The sequence below is a fragment of the Hymenobacter radiodurans genome (assembly GCF_004355185.1).
GTDB classification, from domain to species: Bacteria; Bacteroidota; Bacteroidia; order Cytophagales; family Hymenobacteraceae; genus Hymenobacter; species Hymenobacter radiodurans.
This window is the reverse complement of record NZ_CP037922.1, coordinates 3,381,716-3,405,197: the sequence shown is the minus strand read 5'-3', so window position 1 is coordinate 3,405,197 and position 23,482 is coordinate 3,381,716. Positions and strand designations below refer to the sequence as shown.

General features: G+C 55.6%; 23 protein-coding genes. 6 read left to right on the top strand and 17 right to left on the bottom strand.

Going from position 1 to position 23,482, the window contains the following annotated elements:
- Positions 1-102: 102 nt before the first annotated feature.
- On the top strand, positions 103-2,397 hold the full coding sequence (locus EPD59_RS15585; protein WP_133273590.1) for an aconitate hydratase: 2,295 nt from the start codon (positions 103-105) through the stop codon (positions 2,395-2,397).
- A 91-nt stretch (positions 2,398-2,488) separates the two neighbouring features.
- Here the strand turns inward: EPD59_RS15585 and EPD59_RS15580 are convergent, their stop codons facing one another.
- Positions 2,489-2,899, bottom strand: a complete 411-nt coding sequence (locus tag EPD59_RS15580; protein ID WP_205703427.1) for a hypothetical protein — start codon at positions 2,897-2,899, stop codon at positions 2,489-2,491.
- 244 nt (positions 2,900-3,143) lie between these two features.
- Positions 3,144-3,392, bottom strand: coding sequence for a hypothetical protein (locus tag EPD59_RS15575; protein WP_133273589.1), 249 nt, complete (start codon positions 3,390-3,392; stop codon positions 3,144-3,146).
- A gap of 234 nt (positions 3,393-3,626) precedes the next feature.
- Here EPD59_RS15575 and EPD59_RS15570 point away from each other — a divergent pair, with 234 nt between their 5' ends.
- Positions 3,627-4,100 carry a LexA family protein gene (locus EPD59_RS15570; protein ID WP_133273588.1) on the top strand — a complete coding sequence of 158 codons (474 nt, stop codon included), beginning with the start codon at positions 3,627-3,629 and terminating at the stop codon, positions 4,098-4,100.
- A 185-nt stretch (positions 4,101-4,285) separates the two neighbouring features.
- Here EPD59_RS15570 and EPD59_RS15565 read toward each other — a convergent pair whose 3' ends face one another.
- Positions 4,286-7,132 carry a S8 family peptidase gene (locus tag EPD59_RS15565; RefSeq protein WP_133273587.1) on the bottom strand — a complete coding sequence of 949 codons (2,847 nt, stop codon included), beginning with the start codon at positions 7,130-7,132 and terminating at the stop codon, positions 4,286-4,288.
- Positions 7,133-7,282: 150 nt separating this feature from the next.
- Here EPD59_RS15565 and paaN point away from each other — a divergent pair, with 150 nt between their 5' ends.
- Positions 7,283-8,962, top strand: coding sequence for a phenylacetic acid degradation protein PaaN (paaN, locus tag EPD59_RS15560; RefSeq protein WP_133273586.1), 1,680 nt, complete (start codon positions 7,283-7,285; stop codon positions 8,960-8,962).
- A 277-nt stretch (positions 8,963-9,239) separates the two neighbouring features.
- Here paaN and EPD59_RS15555 read toward each other — a convergent pair whose 3' ends face one another.
- The 7 genes from EPD59_RS15555 to EPD59_RS15525 form a co-directional block, all read right to left on the bottom strand.
- Entirely contained in the window at positions 9,240-9,968 is a 729-nt protein-coding gene (locus EPD59_RS15555) for a LytR/AlgR family response regulator transcription factor (RefSeq protein ID WP_133273585.1), read from the bottom strand.
- Complete coding sequence (locus EPD59_RS15550) at positions 9,965-11,041, bottom strand: sensor histidine kinase (RefSeq protein WP_133273584.1); 1,077 nt, start codon at positions 11,039-11,041, stop codon at positions 9,965-9,967. Before EPD59_RS15550 ends, EPD59_RS15555 begins: the two co-directional genes overlap by 4 nt.
- A gap of 79 nt (positions 11,042-11,120) precedes the next feature.
- Positions 11,121-11,729: a DUF7010 family protein gene (locus EPD59_RS15545; RefSeq protein ID WP_133273583.1), complete on the bottom strand. Its 609-nt coding sequence runs from the start codon at positions 11,727-11,729 to the stop codon at positions 11,121-11,123.
- 96 nt (positions 11,730-11,825) lie between these two features.
- The gene (locus tag EPD59_RS15540) at positions 11,826-12,749 is read right to left on the bottom strand and encodes an alpha/beta fold hydrolase (protein ID WP_133273582.1); all 924 of its coding nucleotides are present in this window, start codon (positions 12,747-12,749) and stop codon (positions 11,826-11,828) included.
- Between the two features lie 195 nt (positions 12,750-12,944).
- Positions 12,945-13,259: an outer membrane protein assembly factor BamE domain-containing protein gene (gene bamE / locus EPD59_RS15535; RefSeq protein WP_133273581.1), complete on the bottom strand. Its 315-nt coding sequence runs from the start codon at positions 13,257-13,259 to the stop codon at positions 12,945-12,947.
- A gap of 10 nt (positions 13,260-13,269) precedes the next feature.
- Positions 13,270-13,572 carry a sll1863 family stress response protein gene (locus tag EPD59_RS15530; protein WP_133273580.1) on the bottom strand — a complete coding sequence of 101 codons (303 nt, stop codon included), beginning with the start codon at positions 13,570-13,572 and terminating at the stop codon, positions 13,270-13,272.
- A gap of 179 nt (positions 13,573-13,751) precedes the next feature.
- Positions 13,752-14,336, bottom strand: coding sequence for a hypothetical protein (locus tag EPD59_RS15525; protein WP_133273579.1), 585 nt, complete (start codon positions 14,334-14,336; stop codon positions 13,752-13,754).
- 296 nt (positions 14,337-14,632) lie between these two features.
- On the opposite strand from EPD59_RS15525, the gene EPD59_RS15520 reads away from it, so the two are divergent.
- Positions 14,633-14,953: a hypothetical protein gene (locus EPD59_RS15520; RefSeq protein WP_133273578.1), complete on the top strand. Its 321-nt coding sequence runs from the start codon at positions 14,633-14,635 to the stop codon at positions 14,951-14,953.
- Entirely contained in the window at positions 14,935-15,441 is a 507-nt protein-coding gene (locus EPD59_RS15515) for a hypothetical protein (protein WP_133273577.1), read from the top strand. The genes EPD59_RS15520 and EPD59_RS15515 overlap by 19 nt, the downstream gene beginning before the upstream one ends.
- 77 nt (positions 15,442-15,518) lie before the next feature.
- Here EPD59_RS15515 and EPD59_RS15510 read toward each other — a convergent pair whose 3' ends face one another.
- From EPD59_RS15510 to EPD59_RS15500, 3 genes are all read right to left on the bottom strand, one after another.
- Entirely contained in the window at positions 15,519-16,754 is a 1,236-nt protein-coding gene (locus EPD59_RS15510; protein WP_133273576.1) for a PQQ-dependent sugar dehydrogenase, read from the bottom strand.
- Positions 16,755-16,790: 36 nt separating this feature from the next.
- Positions 16,791-17,528: a hypothetical protein gene (locus EPD59_RS15505; protein ID WP_133273575.1), complete on the bottom strand. Its 738-nt coding sequence runs from the start codon at positions 17,526-17,528 to the stop codon at positions 16,791-16,793.
- 221 nt (positions 17,529-17,749) lie between these two features.
- On the bottom strand, positions 17,750-18,487 hold the full coding sequence (locus EPD59_RS15500) for an alpha/beta fold hydrolase (protein ID WP_133273574.1): 738 nt from the start codon (positions 18,485-18,487) through the stop codon (positions 17,750-17,752).
- Between the two features lie 219 nt (positions 18,488-18,706).
- On the opposite strand from EPD59_RS15500, the gene EPD59_RS15495 reads away from it, so the two are divergent.
- Positions 18,707-20,830, top strand: coding sequence for a TonB-dependent receptor family protein (locus tag EPD59_RS15495; RefSeq protein WP_133273573.1), 2,124 nt, complete (start codon positions 18,707-18,709; stop codon positions 20,828-20,830).
- 64 nt (positions 20,831-20,894) lie between these two features.
- On the opposite strand, the gene EPD59_RS15490 is transcribed toward EPD59_RS15495, so the two are convergent.
- From EPD59_RS15490 to EPD59_RS15475, 4 genes are all read right to left on the bottom strand, one after another.
- Positions 20,895-21,713 (bottom strand): universal stress protein, encoded by an 819-nt coding sequence (locus EPD59_RS15490; RefSeq protein WP_133273572.1) that lies wholly within the window; start codon positions 21,711-21,713, stop codon positions 20,895-20,897.
- Between the two features lie 149 nt (positions 21,714-21,862).
- Complete coding sequence (locus EPD59_RS15485) at positions 21,863-22,354, bottom strand: GNAT family N-acetyltransferase (RefSeq protein ID WP_165963625.1); 492 nt, start codon at positions 22,352-22,354, stop codon at positions 21,863-21,865.
- A gap of 192 nt (positions 22,355-22,546) precedes the next feature.
- Positions 22,547-22,786 carry a hypothetical protein gene (locus tag EPD59_RS15480; RefSeq protein WP_133273570.1) on the bottom strand — a complete coding sequence of 80 codons (240 nt, stop codon included), beginning with the start codon at positions 22,784-22,786 and terminating at the stop codon, positions 22,547-22,549.
- A gap of 83 nt (positions 22,787-22,869) precedes the next feature.
- Entirely contained in the window at positions 22,870-23,316 is a 447-nt protein-coding gene (locus EPD59_RS15475) for a hypothetical protein (protein ID WP_133273569.1), read from the bottom strand.
- Positions 23,317-23,482 lie beyond the last annotated feature (166 nt).

Here is a 23,482-nt window from a genome sequence, read left to right as displayed (position 1 = left end):
GTAGGTTCGCAAAGATAAAATGTATGCACCGCAACGTCGGCCGCCTATATTTGCGTACTGCTTCTAAGAAGCCTACCACTTTACCCTTTTTCCCTCCCGACTATGGCGTTTGACTTAGAAATGATTCAGGCCGTGTACGCTGGCATGGGCGAGCGCATCGAAGCCGCCCGCACTGCCGTTGGCCGTCCGCTTACTCTGACCGAGAAAATCCTGTACGCTCACCTTTATGGTGGCAACGTACAGCAAGCCTACGAGCGTGGCGTTTCCTACGTCGATTTCGCCCCCGACCGCGTGGCTATGCAAGATGCCACCGCCCAAATGGCCTTGCTCCAGTTTATGCAGGCCGGTAAAGACAAAACCGCCGTGCCCAGCACCGTGCACTGCGACCACCTCATTCAGGCCCGCGTAGGTGCCGATTCCGACTTGGCCCAAGCCAACGAGGAAAACCGGGAGGTATACGATTTCCTTGCCTCTGTTTCCAATAAATACGGCATCGGCTTCTGGAAGCCCGGTGCTGGTATTATTCACCAAGTAGTACTCGAAAACTACGCCTTCCCCGGCGGCATGATGATCGGTACGGACTCCCACACGCCGAATGCTGGCGGTCTGGGTATGATTGCAATTGGCGTTGGCGGTGCCGATGCCGTGGACGTAATGGCCGGCATGGCTTGGGAGTTGAAATTCCCGAAAGTGATTGGCGTGAAGCTTACCGGCAAGCTCAGCGGCTGGACTTCGGCCAAAGACGTAATTCTGCGCGTAGCTGGTATTCTAACCGTGAAAGGCGGTACGGGAGCTATTGTTGAGTATTTCGGAGAAGGTGCTAACAGCCTTTCGGCTACCGGCAAAGGCACCATCTGCAACATGGGAGCTGAAATTGGGGCTACCACCTCGGTATTTAGCTACGATGAGAAGATGGCGGATTATCTGCGCGGCACCAGCCGGGCTGAAATCGCGGACCTCGCCAACGGCGTGGCCCAGCACTTGCGCGCCGACGATGAAGTGTACGCCAATCCCGCAAACTTCTACGATCAGCTGATCGAAATCGACCTAAACACGCTGGAGCCGTACGTAAACGGCCCCTTCACGCCGGACGCCGCTTGGCCCATTTCGCAGTTTGCCGCTGCTGTTCGCGAGAATGGCTGGCCCGCTAAGCTGGAAGTAGGCTTGATCGGTTCGTGCACCAACTCATCGTACGAAGATATTACCCGTGCTGCTTCCATTGCCGGCCAAGCCGTGCAAAAAGGCCTGACCGTGAATGCGGAGTTCACGGTAACGCCCGGCTCGGAGCTGGTGCGCTACACCGTGGAGCGCGATGGTCTGCTCGATACTTTCGCTCAAATGGGCGGCGTAGTACTAGCTAATGCTTGCGGTCCGTGCATCGGCCAGTGGGCGCGTCACTCCGACGATCCCAAGCGTAAGAACTCCATCATTACGAGCTTCAACCGCAACTTCGCCAAGCGCAACGATGGCAACCCGAACACCCACGCGTTCGTGGCCTCGCCCGAAATCGTGACGGCCTTCGCCATTGCCGGCGACCTCACGTTCAACCCGCTCACCGACACGCTGGCTACCAAAGATGGTCAGCAGGTAAAACTGGACGAGCCAACAGGTGTGGAAATGCCCCCCCAAGGCTATGACGTAGAGGATGCTGGCTACCAGGCTCCCGCCGAGAATGGCTTGGGCGTACAGGTAATCGTTGATCCAGAGTCAGACCGTCTGGAGTTGCTGGAGCCCTTCAAGCCGTGGGAAGGTGTTGACCTGAAAGGGTTGCGTCTGCTCATCAAAGCCCAGGGCAAGTGTACTACCGACCATATTTCTATGGCCGGCCCGTGGCTGAAGTACCGTGGCCACTTGGATAATATTTCCAACAACATGCTCATTGGGGCCACCAATGCTTTCAATGGCGAGGCCAATGCAGTAAAGGATCAGGTAACTCAGGGTAACCCTTATAATACAGTGCCACAGGTAGCCCGCACCTATAAGTCGATGGGAATTGGCTCGGTGGTCGTGGGTGATGAGAACTATGGTGAGGGCTCTTCGCGTGAGCACGCTGCTATGGAGCCCCGTCACTTGGGCGTTCGGGCTGTTATCGTGAAGTCGTTTGCTCGTATTCACGAAACCAATCTGAAGAAACAAGGTATGCTGGCGCTCACTTTCGCTAACAAGGCCGACTACGACCTGATCGAAGAAAACGACGTGATCGACATCATCGGCCTGACGAGCTTTGCTCCCGGTAGCCAAATTCAGGCTCGCTTGCATCATGCCGACGGCGACACGGACCTTATCAACCTCAACCATACCTACAACCAAGGTCAGATTGAGTGGTTCAAGGCTGGTTCGGCGCTAAACCTGATTCGCTTGAAAGAATCGGGCGCGGCTGAGCTGTCGCAGAAGTAATAGTTAGATTTGTTAAAAAAAGCGGCCTCTCCATCAGGAGGGGCCGCTTTTTTATTTTCAGGTACTGGACGCTATAGATGAGCTAAAGAGCCTACACAATTACTGCTGGCTCCAACTTCCCTTCCCGGGGTTTCTGCACCAGATAATAGTAAAGCAGCGTCAATAGGCCCAGCAGGAAGGGAATGAGCGCCATGTGTTTGCCGGTTACATTGCCCCATACCCGAACCTCTTCGAAGTTGAAAAACTCGCTAATCATCCAGTAGGAGTTGGCGCTAATCCAGAACACGATGGCAAGGTTGTGGGCCAGCTCAGCCTTGATTGTGCGGGTGCGCCAGGTAATGATCAGGGCGATGCTCAGCGTTGGTACGATCATGCTGAGGGCCAAAGGCTTCCAGATGATACACCAGCCAATGTCTTTCAGTAGCCAGAAGAGAATATGCATGTTTTCCATGCGGCGATAAGGAGCCGGAATGCTGTAAACCTGATCGTTGGGCTGTTCCATAAGGGATAAATTACTCCCAAATATATTCTTGAGATGGTTGTTTAGAACCCTGCTTGTAAAATGGTGTGCAAGTGAAGCCTGCGTTCTGAACAAAGCATGCTGTTAATTAGCTATAAAAGCCCCCCAGTCAATAAACTAAGCCTAGCCTGAGCATGAAATGGGAGGGGGTATGAAAACAAAACGGCTGCTTCCGGGACACGGAAACAGCCGAAAGGCTACAATGAGTTGATGAAAAATCTATTGGTTAATTGAGCCACACCTGCGCCACCATTTCGAAGCGGTGGGAGGCAAATGCACCATAAGGACGCTCGGCATAGAAGCCTAAAACATGAAACTGTGGCTGCTTGGTGCGAGCATTCGGCAGCACCCGCACCGGGTACACCTTCTGAGCAGTCGGCCAGTCACCGATGTAGTCGGCGGGGCGGCGACTGTCATCTACGCACCGTGCGTATTGTTGAACAGGAAGCGGAGTAGGGAGCTTTACTTTCGACATATACAAAGATACAGATTTTTCAGATAAACTAAAATTATTAGCCTTTATTTATTGCTCTTAATCAATAGCAATAGGTGGTGTGTGCCTATTTCAGGCTGCTTTTTTGTTCATCTAAGATATAAAGCACAGTGCTAATCAAATTGTTTAATCAAGCTTTTAAACACGTTAAGCGAAACTATTTACTAATTTATTTAGTAAATAGCAGCCGGGCAGGCACAAGCCGCCCTTTAGCTGATGAGTGCTGTTCTGATCTACGATTTTCCGCTGGAGAGCCTGAATCTCGAGCTACCATTTTACGCCTGCCCGGTACCAGCTGGCTTTCCCGCGCCCGCCGATGATCATCAGGAAGCGGCCCTCGACTTATCGCGTCATCTGTTTACCAACCCCGCTGCCACTTTTCTGGCCCGCGTCACGGGTGACTCCATGATTGGGGCGGGCATTTATGCTGGCGACCTAATTGCCGTCGACCGGGCCATCTCGCCCACCGATGGGCATATTGTGGTGGCCGTAGTCGACGGTGAGCATACGTTGAAGCGCTTGCGTCTGCGCGATGAGCGGATTTGGCTTGAAGCCGAAAATGACGACTATCCAGCACTGGAGCTGCTGGCTGGCGCACGCTTAGATGTATGGGGCGTCGTGACCCACGTTATTCATGCACTCGTAACAAAGAAATCGGCTTTGGTTCGGCCGTTGCCACCGCGGCTATAACCATAGTCTATACTATTGATGAGCTAGGTAAGTAGTTTGTGGCAGGCCGATTTGGCATAATTGCAAAAAGCAGCTCAGCGCTGCCTTTTGTGTTGCGTAGCTACTAAGGCGGGCCTTGTTAGCTACGACTATGATTCATGTATGTGCTGTCAAAAACGGTTGACTGCGAATGAGTAAGGTGCTTGTTAATGCTGAACTACTACACGCTGCTGCAAATTGCCCCCCAGACCTTTAATCTGAACTATATAAAGGCCCGTAGGCAAAGCGGATAGATTTAAATCGGCGAAGGTGCTAGGAGAGAAGGATTGGTGTAAAAGCGGCTGTCCTAAAGCATTGCACACCAGCACTTCTTTAGCACCAAAGGAGACAGGTACTGTTACCCGCACAGTGCCGTTGGTGGGGTTGGGATAAAGGTGCCACGTCGTAGGGGATGCTGCCGTGCGGGTTGGCAGCACCACCGCCCGATACCGGCTCTGAGCCGCTGCCGCCGCCGCTTGTATATCCAGCAAAGAATTGCCTCCCAGCAACGCGAACGTCACCTTTATAGAATCGCCGGGAGCCAATGAGCCTAAACTAGCGCCCGCTACCTGCGATACGTCGCTGCCAGCCGCAGCACCGGCGGTGCGCTTGGTGGTGCCACTGCTGAGCGCGGCATATTTTTCGGCCGTGCTAAAGCCATTGCCCATCGTCACTGCCTCATCGGCTGTAATCTGGTTATCGATGGCGTAATAAGTTGGCGTGCCGCCCCCCAGATGCTTCACTCCGGTATATTGAGAAGTGGGGCCCACGGCGCGCACATAGCCGAAGCCGCCTGCGGCATCCCACTCGGCCAGGTTGCTGCTAATCGCGGGCGGTAGGTCCCAATCGAGGAAAAGACCCGTGTGTAGCGATTTGAGCGTGTCCGGCGTTATGTTGGTGAGTTTATACTCGAGCATCACATAGTCGCGGTGCGGCGCATCGGACCAGGCAGCCGCCCGCTGTCGGACGCGTACTCCAACCGAGGCCGCTCCCAACTCTCCAGTAGGGCGCAGATTCTGAAAGTTGGCTTCTGCCTCCTGCGTTGCGCGCACCGACTGAGCCCGCATGGCTATCTGGTTTAGGGATTGAAAGTCGTCATCAATACGCCACCGGCCACTGCTACTTTGGTCATTATGAACCCGGTCGGCAACGCGGGTAGGGGAGGTGCCCACCAGTAAACCGCCTTCCGCCAATAACGAAGGTCCTTCCTGGTACGTTACGCCGGCTCCCACCGTGGAGTACGCATCGTCGAAAGCCAGATTGCCACGACTGTTCAAAGAGACACGCAGGTTGCCAGCGTCGAGCACTACATAATCAGGGTTGAGCACTACGTCCAGCAATTGCTCGTCGGTGTAGCCATCGGTGCTGGTAAAGGCATAGCGAAGCGTGGCGCGGGTGTTCGGCGGCACGGCTGCCGCTACCGTCAGCAAAAAAGGTGACGCAGTATTGGTGGCGCGACCCAGCGTGACGAGGGAGCCCACCGAAAACGTTCCGCTTTGCACGCTCAAGTAAGGCGACAGCGAGGTGAGCGTGACCGTAAGGCCCGATATTGCCCGGAGTTGATTTTGCAACTCAGCGGAGAGGCGCACGGCTTCGCCCGGACGGAAATAGGTGCGTTGGGGGGCAAATCGGCTGGCTACTACACGCACCTGGCGGCGGTCGGTGAGGGCCACGGCGCGGTGCACATTCAGGCGACCCGTACCGAGTTTGCCGCGCAAAGGTGCATTGGCCGCCAAGGCATAGATATCATCCGTCGTTTGGCGAAGCTGCGCGGCTACCTGTACCGCCGAATATTGCGGAAAGCGCGCCCGCACCAACCCCGCCGCGCCTGCCACAATAGGAGCCGCAAAAGAGGAGCCGCGCACGGCCGCGTAGGAATTGTTGTTGACCCGCCAGGTCGTTAATACATCGCGGCCGGGGGCCGAAAGTGTTACGTGGGTATTGTAAGTAGCATCCTGAGTATCGGTGGCGGTAAGGGCCGCTACGGATACCACGTTGTCGTAGCTGGCAGGGAAGTACTCCGTGTCGCGGCCGTCGTTGCCCGCGGCCGCCACAATTACCGCATCGCGGTTGATGGCGGCATAGTTGATTACGTCTTGCTCGTACTGCGAGCGTCCGCCGGCCGAACCCCACGATAAATTAATGACCTGGCAGCCATGATCGGCGGCGTATACAATGGCTTCGAAGCCGCCGCCAAAAGGCCCCCCCGGCTTGTTTGAGTATACTTTAATGGGCAATAGTTTGCAGCGAAACCCGACGCCTGCAATGCCCACGCTATTGTCGGCCCGGGCAGTGGCGCAGCCCGCTACCAGCAGGCCATGATCACGTTCGCCGGAAATAGTAGGGTCATTGTCTTTATCGGCAAAATCCCAACCGCGAAAGTTGTCGATGTAGCCGTCGCCGTCGTTGTCGACGCCATCAACGGGGTCAGCATAGTTGTACTTTATCTGGCCTTTCATGTCCTCGTGCGAAAAGACAATACCCGTATCCAGTACCCCAATCACGACGCTGGTGTCGCCTTGGGTTACATCCCAGGCTCGATACGCCCGAATGTTTTTGAGGTAATACTGCCCATCAGCGCGGGTGGAGTCGGCAAAAGGGTCGTTGGGCTGACGTAGGAGGCCACGGTCGTAAAGAGGCTCGGCGTATTCCAACGTGCCGGTTTGAAGCAGGGCGAAGCGGGCTTTTTGCAGCGAAGCAGAAGGCGCAAACCAAACCTGATAGATGCCTCGCAGCTCCACAGAGCCTGGCTGATAAGCACTTGGAGAAATTGCCCGTGGAAACTTTTGCTCAACCCGAGTAGCTCCCAATGTACGCAACGCCGCCGCGAGCTGGGGGGCAATTCCGGGCGGTTGAGCATTGGAAGCATCGCCCGATTTGAGTTTGAAAACCAGAGTGCCCGGCTGAGTTGCTGGCTCTGGTGCTATTGTGCCGCCTGGTTGCGCCTTAGCCGTCAGCGTTAGCCCTAAGCTGGTACTTAGTAAAAAGATAAAAGCAAGTAATCGTGACTTCATACACAAGTTGCAATAGGGGCTGTTCGGGGCGGATTCTGTAAATTTAGGCTCTGTAAAGTGAAAACACTTTTCATGCCGTGGTTTCACTATTCAAGGAAAACACAACACTCAGCACCCATCTACAAGCTACGTTACTTTTTTGACCCCACAATGACTGAAACCACCCAAAAACACCAGTCCACCCTCGACACGGCAATTAAGGCTTTACACGGCCGTACTTTCTTCGCGCATTTCCCCGAAAACCCCTCGCCTGAGATCTACGGTGCCGATGCCGACCGCCTTGGCCGTGAGGCATTTGAAGCCCGCCGCAATCAGCATTATACCGAGCTTCTGCAAGGCGAGCCCGAAGCTTGGGCTGGCCAGGAGGAGTCGCCTTATGAGCAACAATCATTAGGTATTAAATATCCCTATTTTGCTCCCCAGACCTTGATTGAGCGGGCCGAAAAGGCTTTTGGCGAGTGGCGCAAAGTAAAGCCCGCCCAACGCGCCGCTTTGCTTACTGCAGTGCTGGACGGCATGAAGGAGCGGTTTTTTGAAATTGCCTACGCCACCATGCACACTACCGGGCAGGCCTATATGATGTCTTTTCAGGCTTCGGGCCCCCATGCGGCGGACCGTGCTTTAGAAGCCATTGCCGCTGGCTACGAAGAGCAGACGCGCTTCCCAGAAGAGACGACCTGGGAGAAGCCCATGGGCAAGTACAATATCACGCTGCAAAAAACCTGGCGCGCCGTGCCGAAAGGTGTTGCGCTGGTAATTGGCTGCTCCACTTTCCCAACCTGGAATACGGTGCCCGGTATGTTTGCCTCGTTGGTAACCGGCAATCCGGTCATTGTTAAGCCGCACCCCAAAGCGGTGCTACCTATTGCCATTGTGGTGGCCGAGGTACAAAAGGTGCTGGCTGAAAATGGCCTGGACCCCAACATCTGCCAACTAGCCGTGGATGCGGAAGACCGCCTGATTACGAAGGACCTCTGCGAAAGCCCCGCCGTGAAGCTCATCGACTATACCGGTGGCACTCAGTTTGGCGACTATGTTGAGAGCCTGAAAGGCAAGACCGTATTCACCGAAAAAACCGGCGTCAACAGCATCATCCTCGACTCCTGCGACGATCTGGATAAGGTGGCTCAAAACCTGGCCTTCTCTGTGAGCTTGTACTCAGGTCAGATGTGCACGGCTCCCCAAAACTTCTTTATCCCTGAGTCTGGTGTAACTGTGAACGGGACGCAGATTCCCTACGAGGAAGTAGTGCAGAAGCTGGCGGCCGCGGTTACGGGCTTGGCTACCAATCCCAAAGCTGGTCCGCACGTGCTGGGCGCCATTCAGAACCCTGATACGCAGAAGCGCGTGGAGCAAATGGCCCTCAACGGTGGTCGCAGCATTTTGGCCCACGGCACCGTCAACAACCCAACGTTTCAGAACGCCCGCACCTGCTCGCCAAGCATTTATGAAGTGCAGTCGAGCCAAGTGGAGAAGTACAGCCAGGAGCTGTTTGGGCCGATTATGCTGGTTATCAAAACCAAAGACACCCAGGAAAGCATCCGTTTGGCTGCGCAGTTGGCCCGGGAGCATGGTGCTATCAGCTGCGGCGCTTACACTACCAATCAGGAAATAAAGGAGCAGATCATGGATGAGATGAGCTTGGCTGGCACGCCGGTAAGCTTCAACCTCACGGGGGGCATTTATGTGAATCAAAACGCTGGCTTCTCCGACTTCCACGTGACGGGCGGCAATCCGGCGGGTAACGCTAGCTTCACGAATCCTGAGTTTGTAATCAAGCGCTTTACCTGGGTTGGCTTCCGTGAGCCAGCGCAAGCGGCGGCGGTTTAGAGCTTCAACGAGTGGCCTCACCCCCGGCCCCCTCTCCTAGGGGAGAGGGGGAGCCTAGCGCTTGGCCTACGCCGAACTTTCGGCTGGTGCCTCAAGCGCGGCTACCATTCAAGGCAGGAAACAGAATTGATAAGTAAAAAGCCAACGCCTAATAAGCGTTGGCTTTTGTATTAGTAACCAAATGGTAGCGGTTGCGGAGGCGGCAGCCGACGGTGCTGCGTAGGCCAGGCGTCTGGCTCCCCCTCTCCCCTTGGAGAGGGGGCCGGGGGGTGAGGCCTCACAAGCTCATCACCTCCCGAAACCGCACTGATTGTTGGCGCGACACCTCTACTTCTGGTCCATCCTTTAGCTTAATCTTTAGGGTGTTGCTAAACCACGGCTCAATGGTGTCAATCCACTTTAGGTTAATAATCTGTTGGCGATTGGCGCGAAAGAAGACTTTCGGATCAAGGCGGGTTTCGAGGTGCTGAAGCGTGCGTGGGATAAGTGGGCGGCAGTCGTTGAAATAGATCTGGGTGTAGCTGCCATTTATCTCGAAAAGCCGAATGTCGGAGAGGCGCACAAACCAGCACCGCTCGCCGTCTTTAACAAACACCTGGTCGTTGGCGGTGAGAGGAGTAGCGGCTGGCTCGGTGGGGGGCAAAATGGGTGATGCAAAAGTCTGCGTGCGGGCTTTATCGAGGGCAGCCGCCAGGCGGTTTTCTTGCACCGGCTTGAGCAGGTAATCCAGGGCGTTTACTTCGAAGGCGCGCAGGGCATACTCGTCGTAGGCGGTCGTAAAAATGACCTGGGGGGCAATTTCCAGGGAAGCCAACAAATCGAAGCCGCTGCCGCCGGGCATGTGAATATCCAGAAACAGAAGGTCAGGGTTGAGGGCCTGAATTTGGGTGCGGGCTTCGGCGGCGTTTTTGGCTTCGCCCACTACGTTTACATCGGAGAAGGCTTGCAGAAGGTGGCGTAGTTCGGTGCGGGCCAGGCGGGAATCGTCGATGAGCAGGGCGTTCATGCCGGGTGCAGTTGGGTGGTGAGCGGGAGTTGTAGCTGAGCCGTTACGACATCGGGCGTAGCAGCATCATTACCAATACTAAGGGCGGCTTTATGGCCAAATAAAAGCTGTAGCCTTTCGCGGGCGTTGCGCAATCCTACGCCTTCGTGGCCGGGGATGGGCTGATAGTGGCCCGTGTTGCGCACGGTTACCAGCAGCAATTCGTGCGCGTCGTTGAGGCGGGCGCTGATCGTAATTTGCCCCCCAGCGGGCCGGGGTGCGATGCCGTGCTTGATGCTGTTCTCCACCAAAAGCTGCAAGGTCATGGGCGGAATCAGCACGTCCAACGCTGCCGGGTCAACATCGAGTGAGTAGCTGAGGCGTTCCTCCAATTGCACTGCTTCCAACTCCAGGTAATGCTCCACAATTTCGATTTCGCGGGCCAGCGTTACCTGCTCCGTACTGTTGAGCTGAATTGAGTAGCGCAGCAAGTCCGACAGGTGCGTAATCATCTCGCGGGCCCGCAGTGGGTCTTCCGTCACTAGAGCCCGGATGTTGTTCAGGCCATTGAACATAAAGTGCGGATTGATCTGAGCCTTCAGCGTACGCATCTCGGCTTCCCGCACGGCAGCGGCCAGCTTCCACTTATCAATATCGGCCTGCTTGTAGTTGTCGAGGTAGTGAAGACTGAAATATAAACCCGACCAAAGCCAGAATACGAAGTTCATATTGAGAGTGTACAGCAGCAGATAGCTCCACCGAAACTGCTCCAGCGTGAACACTTTCAATCCATAAATCATGAGCACGCAAACCACGCATTGCGTCAGCAATGCCAGCGTTAGGTTGAGTGGCAGCAGGCGCAGCAACACCTTGGGCACCGACAGCTTCAACCAGTTGCCCCGCCGAATAAGCGCCCGCAACCCATGCGTAGTGGCGATGTAAAGGCCCATCATAAAGGCCTGCGTGGCCAGCATGCCGGGCGTAATCTTCTGGCCGGTAAGCACAATAATCAGGGTTCCTATGGCGCCAAACAGCCCCCAGCATACCACTTGCAAAATCCAGTAAAGCCGGCGTCGGGAGAAGGAAAAGGACATAGGAAAGTGTCGGGCAAAGACGAGATAAAAGGATGCAGCAAGTATGTCAGCTAAGAGACGTCATGACCGTTGCTGAAAGTTATGCGAATTGCTCTTGTGCTAGTTGGTTTACCTGTGCAGATTGGTTATCATAAATCTCTTTATTTCTTCGGTAAGAAACCGAAATTATGACGCTTAATACGACGAGTGAAACAGCGATAAAAAGCGGAATCAAATACAGATTTTGGATAGTGACATTCAAGCCAATAAATAGGCAGCCGAACGCAATAACACCCGCCATCACGGCGTAGCCTTTTACGTTATAAAACCAGGCATAAGGAAAAAAATGGGCGCCGGTTATAATACCGTACGTCATGATAAAGTATTGGGGCTCTTTTATATAAATGAAAATAAGGAAAGGGAAGTAAAAGAGCTGAGCAAAATTTAACCACAAACCCAGCGGATCCAGTGGGTTGTTCTTTATCGCCCAAGTAGTCTTGAATACTTTAGAAAAAGCAAAAGCTAAAGGGAGCATTGCGCCACCAACAATAAACGTGAATAGCGCATTGCGACTCGGCGGGTTTGGCTGCATCCAGATGACGGTAATGACCGACCACAAAATGCTAGCAGCCACGATAAAATCGACGCCATTTTTTGCCTTCACCGACAGTTCAAGCCGCAAGGCAGTGAAGTCTTTTTCGAGTAGCATAAGGAGCGAAATAGTAGGTGCGTTTATGAATTACTAGAAGTTGACTTTTGCCCCCGCGGTGGCCGTTATTTGGGCGCCCACGGGGGCGAAAAGTAATTACTTTTTAGCTACTGCATGTTGCTTCAAAAAAGCATCGGTTTGGGCAAAAAACCACGCGGTGTCGTCCCACATTAGGAAGTGCTTGCCGGCCTCCGACATTTCAATAGTATGCTGGGGCAGCTTGGCATATTGCTGAGCGAAAATAGCGCGGGTGCTTTCCTTTGTTGAGCCGTAGGCCTTGTAGGCCGCCCAGGCACCCAACACCAACGCGGGTTGCTGAATGCGGCCCAAGTCGGCGCGTAAGTCGGTGGTGTACATATCGTACATGGCTTGGGCCACGGTGCGAACATCCGAATCCTGGCCCCAGCGCGTGGCCTGGCTGACGCGGGCGGTGTCGGTTATCAGGCCTGCTACCATCTGGCGCTGCGCGGCTATTGGCATTTTGCCGGTCATTTGCTTGCGCATACCCTCAGCCATTGGCTTGGCCATGTCGGCGGTCATGGCAGGGTTTTGAACCGCCGTCAGGAACGGCAGCGAATCTACAATAACCAGCGGGCCAACGGCTTCGGGCGCGGTAGTGCTCATCCAAAGCCCTAAAAAGCCCCCCAAGCTATGACCAACCACCACCGGCTTATTTAACTTCTGCGTTTTGATGTAGGTGAGCAGCTCGTCGCGGACAGTTTGGAGCAGATGCTCTGGCATATTGGCCTGAGCTGGCTGGCCCCCAAAACCGGCCAACGATACCACGTGGCACTGGTACTGTTTCTGATAGCGCGCCACCGTTTCGTCCCACACGCCGCCGGGGCAGGTGAGGCCCGGAATCAGCAGCATGGGTCGGCCTTTGCCCGTTACGGTGACGGAGAAAGACGGATGGGCCGCGGGGTTGTCGGCGGCAAACAGGAGAACGGGCAGGCAAAAGCTCAGCAGCAAAAGCAGAATGAGCGAGTAGCAATACTGGCGGAAGGAGGAGAGATTGTTCACAGCTGTAAGTGTTGAGATGAATAACTGCCTCAAACCTAGTGGTGGATTTGCCCCCGGAAACGGAATTTCAGCGAACGGTAACTGCGGCGGGTTAGTGGTGAATAAATCGGCTGAATGGGAAAAGCATACTACTCATTATAGAAAAGCCCCCAAGCTACTCGGGAGGCTTTTCTATAATGAGGAGTATCGCTGACCTTAATTCCCCGTTGGACGCTCGGAGCCGGAAGCTTCCGGCGCACACTGCTTGGCCTTGACTTTACCATCGTCGCCAAACTCGACGCGGATGGGGCTGGTGTCGGTGGCGCTGCCGAAAAGGTACGACCACACTTGGCCGGGCGCCGAGGTGGTGTCGCGGCCCGTGGGCTCGCCCATAATGCGGCGTACCTGCTCCTGGCTCATGCCAATTTCAACTTCGGCGCAGCTCTTGGCATTCTGGTAGCTTTCCTGGGCAGTACAGGCCGGCAATAACAGCAAGGCGGCCAGAGCAGCCAGGGAGAATAAATTTCTCATAAAAAGCAGCTTAAATCAAGTTGCGCAAATCGTCGCGCAGGGTATCAATGCCGCGCCGAATTTCGTCCCAAGTGCTGGGCTCGCGCTTTGTGCTGTCGGTATCACGGCTGAGCATCTCGGTTAGCTTGGCGCGCTTTACTTCTAGCGCCGCCACATGCTCGTGGTAGGTGTGGTGGGAATTGGCCGTGGTGGCGTGGGCGCGGTTTTGCAGCGTCTTTATTTTGCTATCCAACTCTTCCAGCGCTTGTTGTAGTTCGGCGTCGGAGAGGTGGTTGGGCACGCGCATATTTTCGGGTTTGGGAGTGTAGGACATACAGGTTCGGCAAAAGCGGCAGCCCGCGCGGGCCAGCCAAAAGAAACAGATACGTTGGGCTGTTCCTATGTACTGTTTTTGCCAAATAAAGGATGCCCGCCAGCGCCTACAACTACCCCAAATTTCGCGAATTGAACATATCCTCTTCTTAGATAGAAGGGAAGGTTATGCTCTGATTCCTACCTCAAATGCATCTTAACTGCAGCCTTAAAAAGCCCCCAGCGCGGCGGCAAGCCCAGCTCCCGCGCCAGCGGTGCCGCCCCCGACGCCCACAGGCCGGTCAGCAGCGCGTTAATTGCCTCAGCCAGCTCCAGGTGATAATCGGGGTGAAGCTTTTCGGCTTGCTTTAAAGCCTCCTGCGCACGCCGGGCCAGATGCTGCAATAATGGTTGCGTGGGACCATGCAGGCGAGCTACAGCAGCCGGCTGGTGTTCCAGCACGCGGTTGAGCAGGCGCACCGTTAGCTCTACTTCCCCAAAAGTATCGCCCGTGATTTTGGCGTGGTAGCCAATCCGCGCCTGCAGCTGCCGTACGATAATCAGCAAGTCGTTGGGCGTCTGGTGGTAGCCTCGGATGGGGTCATCGATCTGGGTGCGCAGAAACGTGCGCCGGTCGTCCAGCGCCTCCGGGCCTTCAAGCAGGCGGTAGGCCAGCTGCTCGGTTAGCACAGCATCCTGGCTCACGAGGCGAGTCAGGAGCTGATCTTTCTCCTTTTGGGGCAAATTGAGCAGTGCTTTGCGCAGATCGGGTGGGAGGGCGGCCATAGAAATTCAAAACTACGAAAGCGACCGTTTTGTAACGAGCTATGCCAGTAGGCTATCTGGGAAAAAAGGCAGTCATGCAGAGCGGAGCGCAGCATCTCACGTGCTGATGTTGCAATGGTATCTCAACGAAGCACGCGAGATGCTGCGCTCCGCTCTGCATGACGTTCCTTTAATAGAGTAGTATCTAACTTCTTAATAAAGCATCTGCAGTTTCTCCGCTATGTTGAAGGACGGAACTTGGCCGTATCTTGCAATGCTGCCGCTGGTGGTTTCCCCTCATTTTACTGCTCCGAACTATGCGTCCGTTATCCCAATTTCTGCGCTTGGCCGCAGCTGTCGTTTGTGGTGGGTTGTTGCTGGCTGGTCCAGCGCAGGCTCAGAAAACGCAAACTAAAAAAGGCTCTTATCCCGCAGCTGAAGGCTTCGACCAAGCTGGCTCCGATCCGAAAGCCATTGCTATTGCCGACAAGGTGATGAACGCCATGGGCGGCTACGATGCTTGGCGCAATACCCGCTATCTGGCCTGGAGCTTCTTTGGGGCCAATACCAGATCTGGGACAAATACACCGGCGATTTTCACTGGGAAAAAGATACGCTGGTGGCCAACTACAACCTGAACACGAAAAAGGGTGAAGTGTATAGCCGCGGCCAGGATATTTCGGCCACGCCCGCCGGCCAGAAAGTGCTCGACCGCCTCATGCCCATCTGGATAAACAACTCCTACTGGCTCGTGATGCCCTTTAAGCTCAAGGATTCAGGCGTGACACTAACCTACAAGGGCGAAGGCAAAACCATGGATGGCGCCACCGCCGATATCCTGCAAATGACCTTCAAAAACGTGGGCGTAACGCCCCAAAACCGCTACGAGTTACTGGTAAATCGCGCTACCAATCTGATAGAGGAATGGGCCTACTTCGCCAAGGCTACCGACGCGCAGCCCGCTTTTCGTCGTCGCTGGAACGAGTACGCCAAGCATGGACAACTCATGCTGGCCGCCGGCCGCTCTGAAGCCACCAAACCTGGTGGCCTTGAAAACATCGCTGCTGCCCAAACCCTGCCCGCAGGCGTGATGACCAGCAAAACGCCCGTCGCGAAGCTTAAATGAATTGAACAATAATCAACAAAAACGCCAGGTAGCCGCAGTGCAGCTACCTGGCGTTTTTGTTGATTATAGCCAGAGAACTAACGGCCTGTCTGGGTCTTCTTCACAGATTTGCCCCCCGGCGTGGCCCCGGCATACGCCACCCGATAAATCACACCATTGGCATCATCGGAAACCAGCAGGGAGCCGTCGGCGTGCTGGGCGATGCCGCAAACGCGGCCGAACTGCTCCTTGTTGTTATTCACCAGCCAGCCCGTCACGAAGTCCTCGAACTTCTCGGGTTGACCCTGCTCGTTGAAGTGCACGCGCACGATTTTGTAGCCGCTAGGCTCGGCGCGGTTCCAGGAGCCATGCATGGTTACGAAGGCATCGTTCTGGTACTCTTTGGGAAATTGCCCCCCAGTGTTGAAAATCATGCCCAGCGGAGCCGAATGAGCCGTGTAGAGCAACTTGGGCTTCTCGGTTTTGGCTGCGTACTGCTCGTGGGTTAGGCCGCCCGGTGGCTCGTCGGCGGGGTTGGCTTTGCCCTCGGCAAATACGAAGGGCCAGCCGTAGTCGGCGCCCTCTTTTATCTCGTTTAGCTCCTCGCGCTGGTCTTCGTCGCCGAGCCAGTCGATGCCGTGGTCGAGGCCGTAAAGCACTTTGGTAGTCGGGTGCCAGCCGAAGCCGATGGTGTTGCGCAGCCCCTTGGCCACCACGCGCCGACCGGAGCCGTCGGGCTTGATTTCCAGCAGCGTGGCGTTTTCTTTGTTGGGCTCGTCGCAGGCGTTGCAGGTGCTGCCCACCGAGAGGTAGAGCTTGCCATCGGGCCCGAAGTTGAGCGTGCGGTTAGGGTGCTGACCGGCGTCGGGCAGGTCTTTGTAGAGGGTTTTTAGCTCACTCAATGTACCGTCTGATTTTACATCGGCGGCGTACACTTCGCGCACGGCGGCTATATAGAGCTTGCCATCTTTCAGAGCCAGCCCGTGCAGATTGTCGCGCTGGGCTACTTGCTTGGTGAGGTCGGCTTTGCCGTCTTTGTTGGTGTCGCGCAGCAGCGTGATGGTGCCTTTGTCGCGGTTGCTCACGTACACATCGCCGTTGGGCGCTACGGCCAGCATGCGAGGCTTTTCGAGCTTATCGGCAAATTTGGTAACGGCAAAGCCGGTGGGCGCCTTGAGCTGCGCTACCCTAGCATCAGTAGCTTCTACCTGACCGGGCTTGAAAATATTGCCTTTGTAGGAAGCAGTGACGGTTTTCTGGTAATCGTTTTGAGCGGCGGTCGTCAGAGCCGAGCAGAGTGCCGCGGCTGTAAGCGTATTTCTAAGGATGGTCATAGCTGAATAGATGAGGTCGTTCTATTCAACTGAACTCTATGAAAATAGGTTATAGAATATATGCCTTATCGAGAGCAATATTAGTGTGAATGCTAGCGAGTAGAATAGAAGTAGCTTAATACCGTCGCGAGAATCAGTAAAGTCGGTAAAATTCGCAATTACAGCTTCACGCCTCGCTAATCGACGACTCTCTTCCTGCATTCTTTTGTCATCAGCTTCCATTAGCGCACCTGTGCCGCAACTAATAATAGGTACACGCGCTGACTTGTTGGCGGTTGCTTGTGGCTTCTTTTCCTTTGTGTAAGCGTATAGGATGGTGTGTTGTTGTCTTGTGTCCAGCCAATACGTCCCAATATTTGAAGAAAGCAGATCCATTATCTGCACTAAACTTCCATAACGTGCTTCGCTACCCAGAATAAATCGGATTCCCCGTTCCGAACTTGAATCTTGTTTTAGTGTAGTTATGCTGTTTAAAGCCTGGTGGAAGTGCAAGGAATCTTCCATTCGATTTCCAGTAAATTCAATTGTCTGCCAAGAGCGGAAGCGCTCCAATTCTATTGGCGATAAGCAAAAAGGTGGCAGCTCATTATTGTAGAAAAAGTCTTTCTGCTTGCAAAGCCCATAAACAGGCATAGCAAACTGAAAAACTGAATATCTTCTTAGGCTGGGGTGGTTTCTCAATATCCCGCACCCCACCAGCAGCAAAAATGCCAGCGCCAGCAGGCCCGGCGGAAGCAGCAGTTTACGGCGATGACGGCGCGGAATGTAAAGCATGAGTGTCCGTAAAAAGTGAGGTGTTGTAAGGTAAGAATAAGCCAATATTCTTTAGCTAGGTTTAAGAAAGGCGGTCATGCCGAGCGGAGCGAAGCATCTCGCTCGCGCCGTTAGATTAGTAACCTCTCATCAGCACGCCAGATGCTTCTCTCTGCATGACAGTTACTATTATAGCATCAGCAGGTGAGATGGCGCAGTTATGCAGATGGGCACAGTCATCTTTAGGTTTGGGAAGCGACTGCTGCCATCTTCAATTCAGCTAGCCAATGCAGCACAAACGTTGCGTCTTCCCGCCAAGTAGACTGACCCAGCATCGCATGGCAGCGGCCGGGCAACTCGTGGTATTCAGTTACAGACTGCGCATGCCGGTAGCGCTGAAAGTTGGCGCGGTTGAGCACCGCCGGCATAATCCGGTCGGTGCCGCCAGCCAGAAACAGCAGCGGCGCGTGCGGCCGGCGAAAATCAACGCGGGCTCGAAGACTGAGGGCCTCCCGAATTACTTTTTTCGATTCCGGGGCCAGCAGGCGCTCGTAAAAGGCCTCCTGATCGGCTAGCGGCAGGCCGTTGGCAATAGCGTATTGCCACTGGGCAAAGCTGGGCAGAAAGGTGGTCTTGGCGGAGGAAAACAAGCCCAGCATCGGCAACACCGAGCGCACCAGCGACCAGCTCAACGCCACCACGCCCAGCGGCGGCGCCGACTCAATGGCCACGCCGGCCGCCACCGAATCTTGCTGGAGCAGGAGCTGCAAAATGAGCCCACCGTAGGAGTGCCCGATGACGATAGGCTTGGCCGGTAGCTGGGCAATGAAATCAGAATACAGCTTCAGCACGTCTTGCAGGCCGTTTTGCGCGATGGGAGAGTAAGGATGCTGGCTCCGTAGCACCGCGGCGGGGCATCCTTGTGGGGCCAGGCCGGGGCGTAGCACGCGTAGCCCTGACTTTCGAAAAACGGTTTCCATTGGTCCCAGCAATTATGCGTTACAAAAGCACCCGTGATGAAAACGATGACGGGAGAAGGCCGCTTAGACTTCATAAGCTATAATCAAGAATCCGTTGAAAGAAAGCCCGTTCAGCGGGATGAGGCAATATAGGAATGGGATAAATACGGCCTGGGGGGCTTTTTTCCAACCTGGCCTGCGGCTTTTCCGTTCGGGCAAGGGTTACGCTACACTTTTCCAATGTTTCTTCGTTACTGCCAGCCGCTGCCGCTGCTTTTGCTGCTTCAGCTTCCCTCGCACGCCCAAACTCCCGATACGGCCCGCACTGTGCGCTTGCCCGAGGCCACAGTGGTCGGTTACGGCCAGAACCTGCCGCTGCGGCGCACGGCGGCCGGCGTGAGCGTACTCGACGCCACCGTCATCGACCGCTTCAACCAAACTTCGCTTACCCAGGCCGTGAATACGCTGCCGGGCGTGCGGCTGGAGGAGCGCGCCACGGCCAGCTACCGCCTGAGCGTGCGCGGCAGCACGCTCCGCTCGCCGTTTGGCGTCCGCAATGTGAAGCTCTACTACAACGATATTCCTTTCACTGAAGCCAGCGGTAGCAGTCCACTCAACTTACTTGACCCAGCTACTATTGGGCGGATTGAGGTGATAAAAGGGCCAGCGGGCAGCGTGTACGGCGCCGGAACAGGCGGCGCGGTACTGCTCAGCACCCGTCGTCCGGTAGCTGGCGAATCGCAGGCACAAGTGGGCTTTACGGCCGGCAGCTTCGGGCTGCGACGCTACACGGTAACTACCGAAACCGGTTCGGCCACGGCCAACTTACGGGCCCAATACACCCGCCAAACCCTGGATGGCTACCGCCAAAACAGCGCCGTCCGCCGCGACGTGCTGACGCTCGACGGAGAATTTACGCCCTCTGAGCAGCAAACCATTTCCGTTCACGCCCTCTACACCGATTTGGATTACCAGATTCCCGGTAGCTTGACAAGGGCGCAGTTTGAGCAGAATCCGCGGCAGGCGCGGCCTACGGTGGGCACCCAACTCGGCACCGTAGATCAACGGGCTGGTTATGCGTCGCGGTCGGCGCTGCTGGGCGTTACGCATGATTACCGGTTCAGTAGCCGATGGTCGAATAAGACGACTTTGTACGCATCGGGGACGACTATCAAAACGCCATTTTTGACCGATCTGGAACGCAATACGTCGCTTGGCTGGGGCGGACGCTCGGTGTTTGGCTACCGCGCGGCCCTGGCGGGACGCTTGCTACGCCTGAGCGCCGGGGGCGAGTTTCAAAACAGCTTCGAGAATTCGCGCAACTACCAGAACCGCCGCGGTACGCCCGGTACTTTGCGCTACGACGATGAAATTAGTACCAGCGTGGGTTTCGGTTTTGCCCAGGCCGATTGGGAGTTGCCCGCCAATTTCCTGCTAACGGCAGGCGCCAGTCTAAACGGCCTGCGCTACCAGATTGCGCGGGTTTCGGATGCGGCGGCGCGGCCGGATAGCTTTGCGTTTCGGCGCAATTTTCAGCCGGTGGTATCACCGCGGGTGGCGTTGCTCAAGGAAATTACCCCCCGGATATCCGCTTATGCCAGCGTGAGCAGCGGTTTCTCGCCCCCTAGCGAAGAGGAAATCCGCCCGTCCGACGGTAGCCTCAATCGCGACCTAAAAGCCGAGCGCGGCACGAGCTACGAGCTAGGCACGCGTGGCAGCTTGTTCCACAAACGTCTCACGTTTGATGTGGCCGCATTCGATTTTCGTTTGAAGCAAACTATCGTCACGCGCACTACAGAAACAGGCGTAAACGTGTTTTTCAACTCCGGCTCCACCCGGCAGCGCGGCGTAGAGGCTGCCGTGAGCGGCTGGTTGTGGCGTCCTATATTGAGTACTTTCGCGAGGGGTACTTTCACTCCTTCGGCTAACATATTGCCCAACAGCCTGCGGGCCTGGGCCAGCTACGCCTACAACCATTTCCGCTTCCGTGATTACCAGCAGGGCGACCAAAACTACAGTGGCAACCGCCTCACCGGCACCGCACCGCACACCCTTTCCGCCGGCCTCGATTTCAACCAGGATCTTGGTTTTTACCTTCAGCCTTCCCTTAGCCACCAAGCCCAGATTCCGCTCAACGATGCGAATACGGTGTATGCGGCCGGCTACTGGACGTTTGCCACGCGCGCCGGGTGGCGGCGGGTGCTGGGGGGTAAATTAGAGATGGACATCTACGCCGGCCTCGAAAATGCCACCGACCGGCGCTACAGCCTCGGGAACGATCTGAATGCCTTTGGCCAACGCTACTTCCAGCCCGCACCCGGGCGCAATTGGTACAGCGGGGTACAACTGGGGTGGCGGTGGTAAGCTGCCCGACTTACTTAGCTTAGACGCCTTGTCTACGAAACAACATCCCCGTTCGGGTTAACGCTTACGGCTGGGCTGGCAATACCAGCACCGGGCCCGGACTGTTTCGTACCACGCGCGCCGATACGCTTTGGTGAAACATTCGTTGCAGGATGCTGTGCCGTCTTGCAATGAGGATTAATAGGCCCCCGCTATCCTCTTCTACGGCCGCTATAATGCCATCTACGGGGCTCAAATGGCGCTGCCCGCGGGTCGTGATGCGCTGAAAACCAGTTGTCAGGCCGCTTTTTTCTACTTGCTGTGAAGCCAGAGAGGAATTGTCGTCGTCTTCGGGCTCTACTACGTGCGTGATGTTTATGGTGGCGTTGAAGGCGCTCAGCAGATTCTGGCAAAACTCTACTACCTGCGGGCTCAATGAAAAGGGCTGATTATCGGCGCCAATAGTTACGCGGCGCAGATTTGGCTGGGCTGGAGCCGTAATTGGCACCACCAATAGCGGCACGGGCGTATGCCGTAGCAAAGTCAGCGAGGTAGTATCAATAAGCTCGTCGGGCTTGTTATAATCGGGGCGACCCAGCACGATAAGCTGGGGCTGATGTTGGGCTACAGCCGCGGCTACGGCGCTCTCCAGCAGATCATTGGAAATATCCACCGTAGCGGGCACCGTCAGATCCGCCGTTCGTTTACTAAGCTCCGAAGCTATTTCGCCCTCGCTCCATTGCGGAATCCGGCCACTTAAGGCTTCCGGATCGAGCAGGGAAGTGCGGCGAATGTGCAGCAACACGATGGGTGCCTCCAACTCAGTGGCAATGGCAGCGGCATAGCTCAGGGCGAGATCGGCGTCAGGCGTGAAATCGGTGAGGACTAGGAGGGGAGCAGGCATGATAGGCAGGTAAGGAAGCGAAGGTATCTATTACTATACGCCGCCGCTGCCCTCAGGATACCTACAGCTATTGGCAGGTCGCGGGGGCTTTTTATTAAGCAGGCGTATTCAAAAGCAGGCAAGTAAGATAAAGAAATTGAGATAAGCTCTTAGGCGCCTACTACGGCACTTCGCCGCTCCAAGAGCACCGTGTCACGCCACACGCCGGCCAGCTTGCCAATTCGCTCACGTCGGCCCAGCACCCGAAAGCCGTGAGCCTCATGCAACCGGATGCTGGCCGTATTCTCGGGGAAAATACCTGCCTGTAGCGTCCAGATGCCATTCTTTTCTGATTCTGCTATCAATGCGCCCAGCAACTGCCGGCCCACACCCTGTCCGCGGGCGGCATCGGCGACATACACGCTCACTTCCGCCACGCCCCCGTACACGCACCGCCCCGAAACTGGTGACAAGGCCGCCCAGCCCAGCACGTTGCCATCAGCGTCGGTAGCCACCAGCCGACTGTGCGCCAGATGACCAGCGTCCCAGGCTTCCCAGCTCGGGCTTTGAGTTTCGAACGTAGCGTTGCCGGTCGCAATGCCTTGCGTGTAGATGAGTTTTACAGCAGGCCAATGCAAGGTGGTGAGGGTAGAAATTGACATGGGCATGAGGAGAAAGAGTGCAACTCGCTGGCTGTTACGCACTGCACCATACTCAGCGCGTTGGAGCCGTGCGTAATCTGTGCAAGTTTACTAGGACTTCTTCTGCATCAAAAGCTTCCGGGCTAGATGTTTTTGCGCACAAAAAAGCCCCCAACATATTGCTGGGGGCTTTTTTGACCCATAGGTCAGCTTTTAGGCTTCGTCAGTATCTGCTATTTGGTTTGCCCCGGGGTTCATGCGCTCGTCGGTCATGTCGGAGGTATCCTCGTCGGGGGTGGTGCCGTCCAGCACCTGACCGTGCGTGGCCGCGTCGAGCATAGCGGCTGAGCCCGCACTTTCGTCGGAGGCCGCGTCTACACGGGGCGCGTCGGTGGGCTGGGTGGCCGCAGGATTAATCTGTTGGTTGCTGGCTTGTTCTTCAGGCGTTTTCATCCGGGACTTCGTTTCAGAGTGAAAGAAAAAGCCGGGCCTCGCACCGCGCGACACCCGGCTTTTTCCGGAAAATTTGCGTTGGCTTAATTAGCCGCGGGCCGATATTCTTCGTCCGTGTCAATGTCGGCTTGGGTGGTGCGGTTGGCGGGCTCAGCGGTTTCCCAGTTGCGGGTGCCGCTGCCGTAGCGCGGGTCGTCGAGCTTGGCGGCCTCGCGGCGGTCGTCCGATTCGTCGTTCATGGTAGCGCGCACGGCTTCATTATTCAGGTTTTGAGGGGCCGAGCCGCGTTGGTCGGGGGCTGGCGTGTTCGAAGCGGCGGCGCCATAATTGGCACCCGCGGCTACCGGGCCATTCATTTCTTCGTCGGAAAGAGGGGCGTGACCAAAATCGCCGTAGTTGGGGGTATCTGAGTGTTGAGTTGACCTCTGACCAACGGGCTTGTTGGCCAATTTTGCGCCTACTTTCTCATTTTCGGCCAGCGGACGGTTGTTGTTATCGTCCGTATTTGGCTCATCTGCTTGTGTTTTCATAGAAGAGGTGGAGTGAAGTGTGAAGGTGTAGCAAGACACTTGGTATCAAGCAACTAGTTGGCTAGTACGCAAAAGCGTGGTTGAAGGGTCAACAAAATTCCACCCATTTGGTCCCAGCCGCGTAGTGGATAACAAGTTGCCTCGCTAGGTAGTAGCAGTTAGGCGG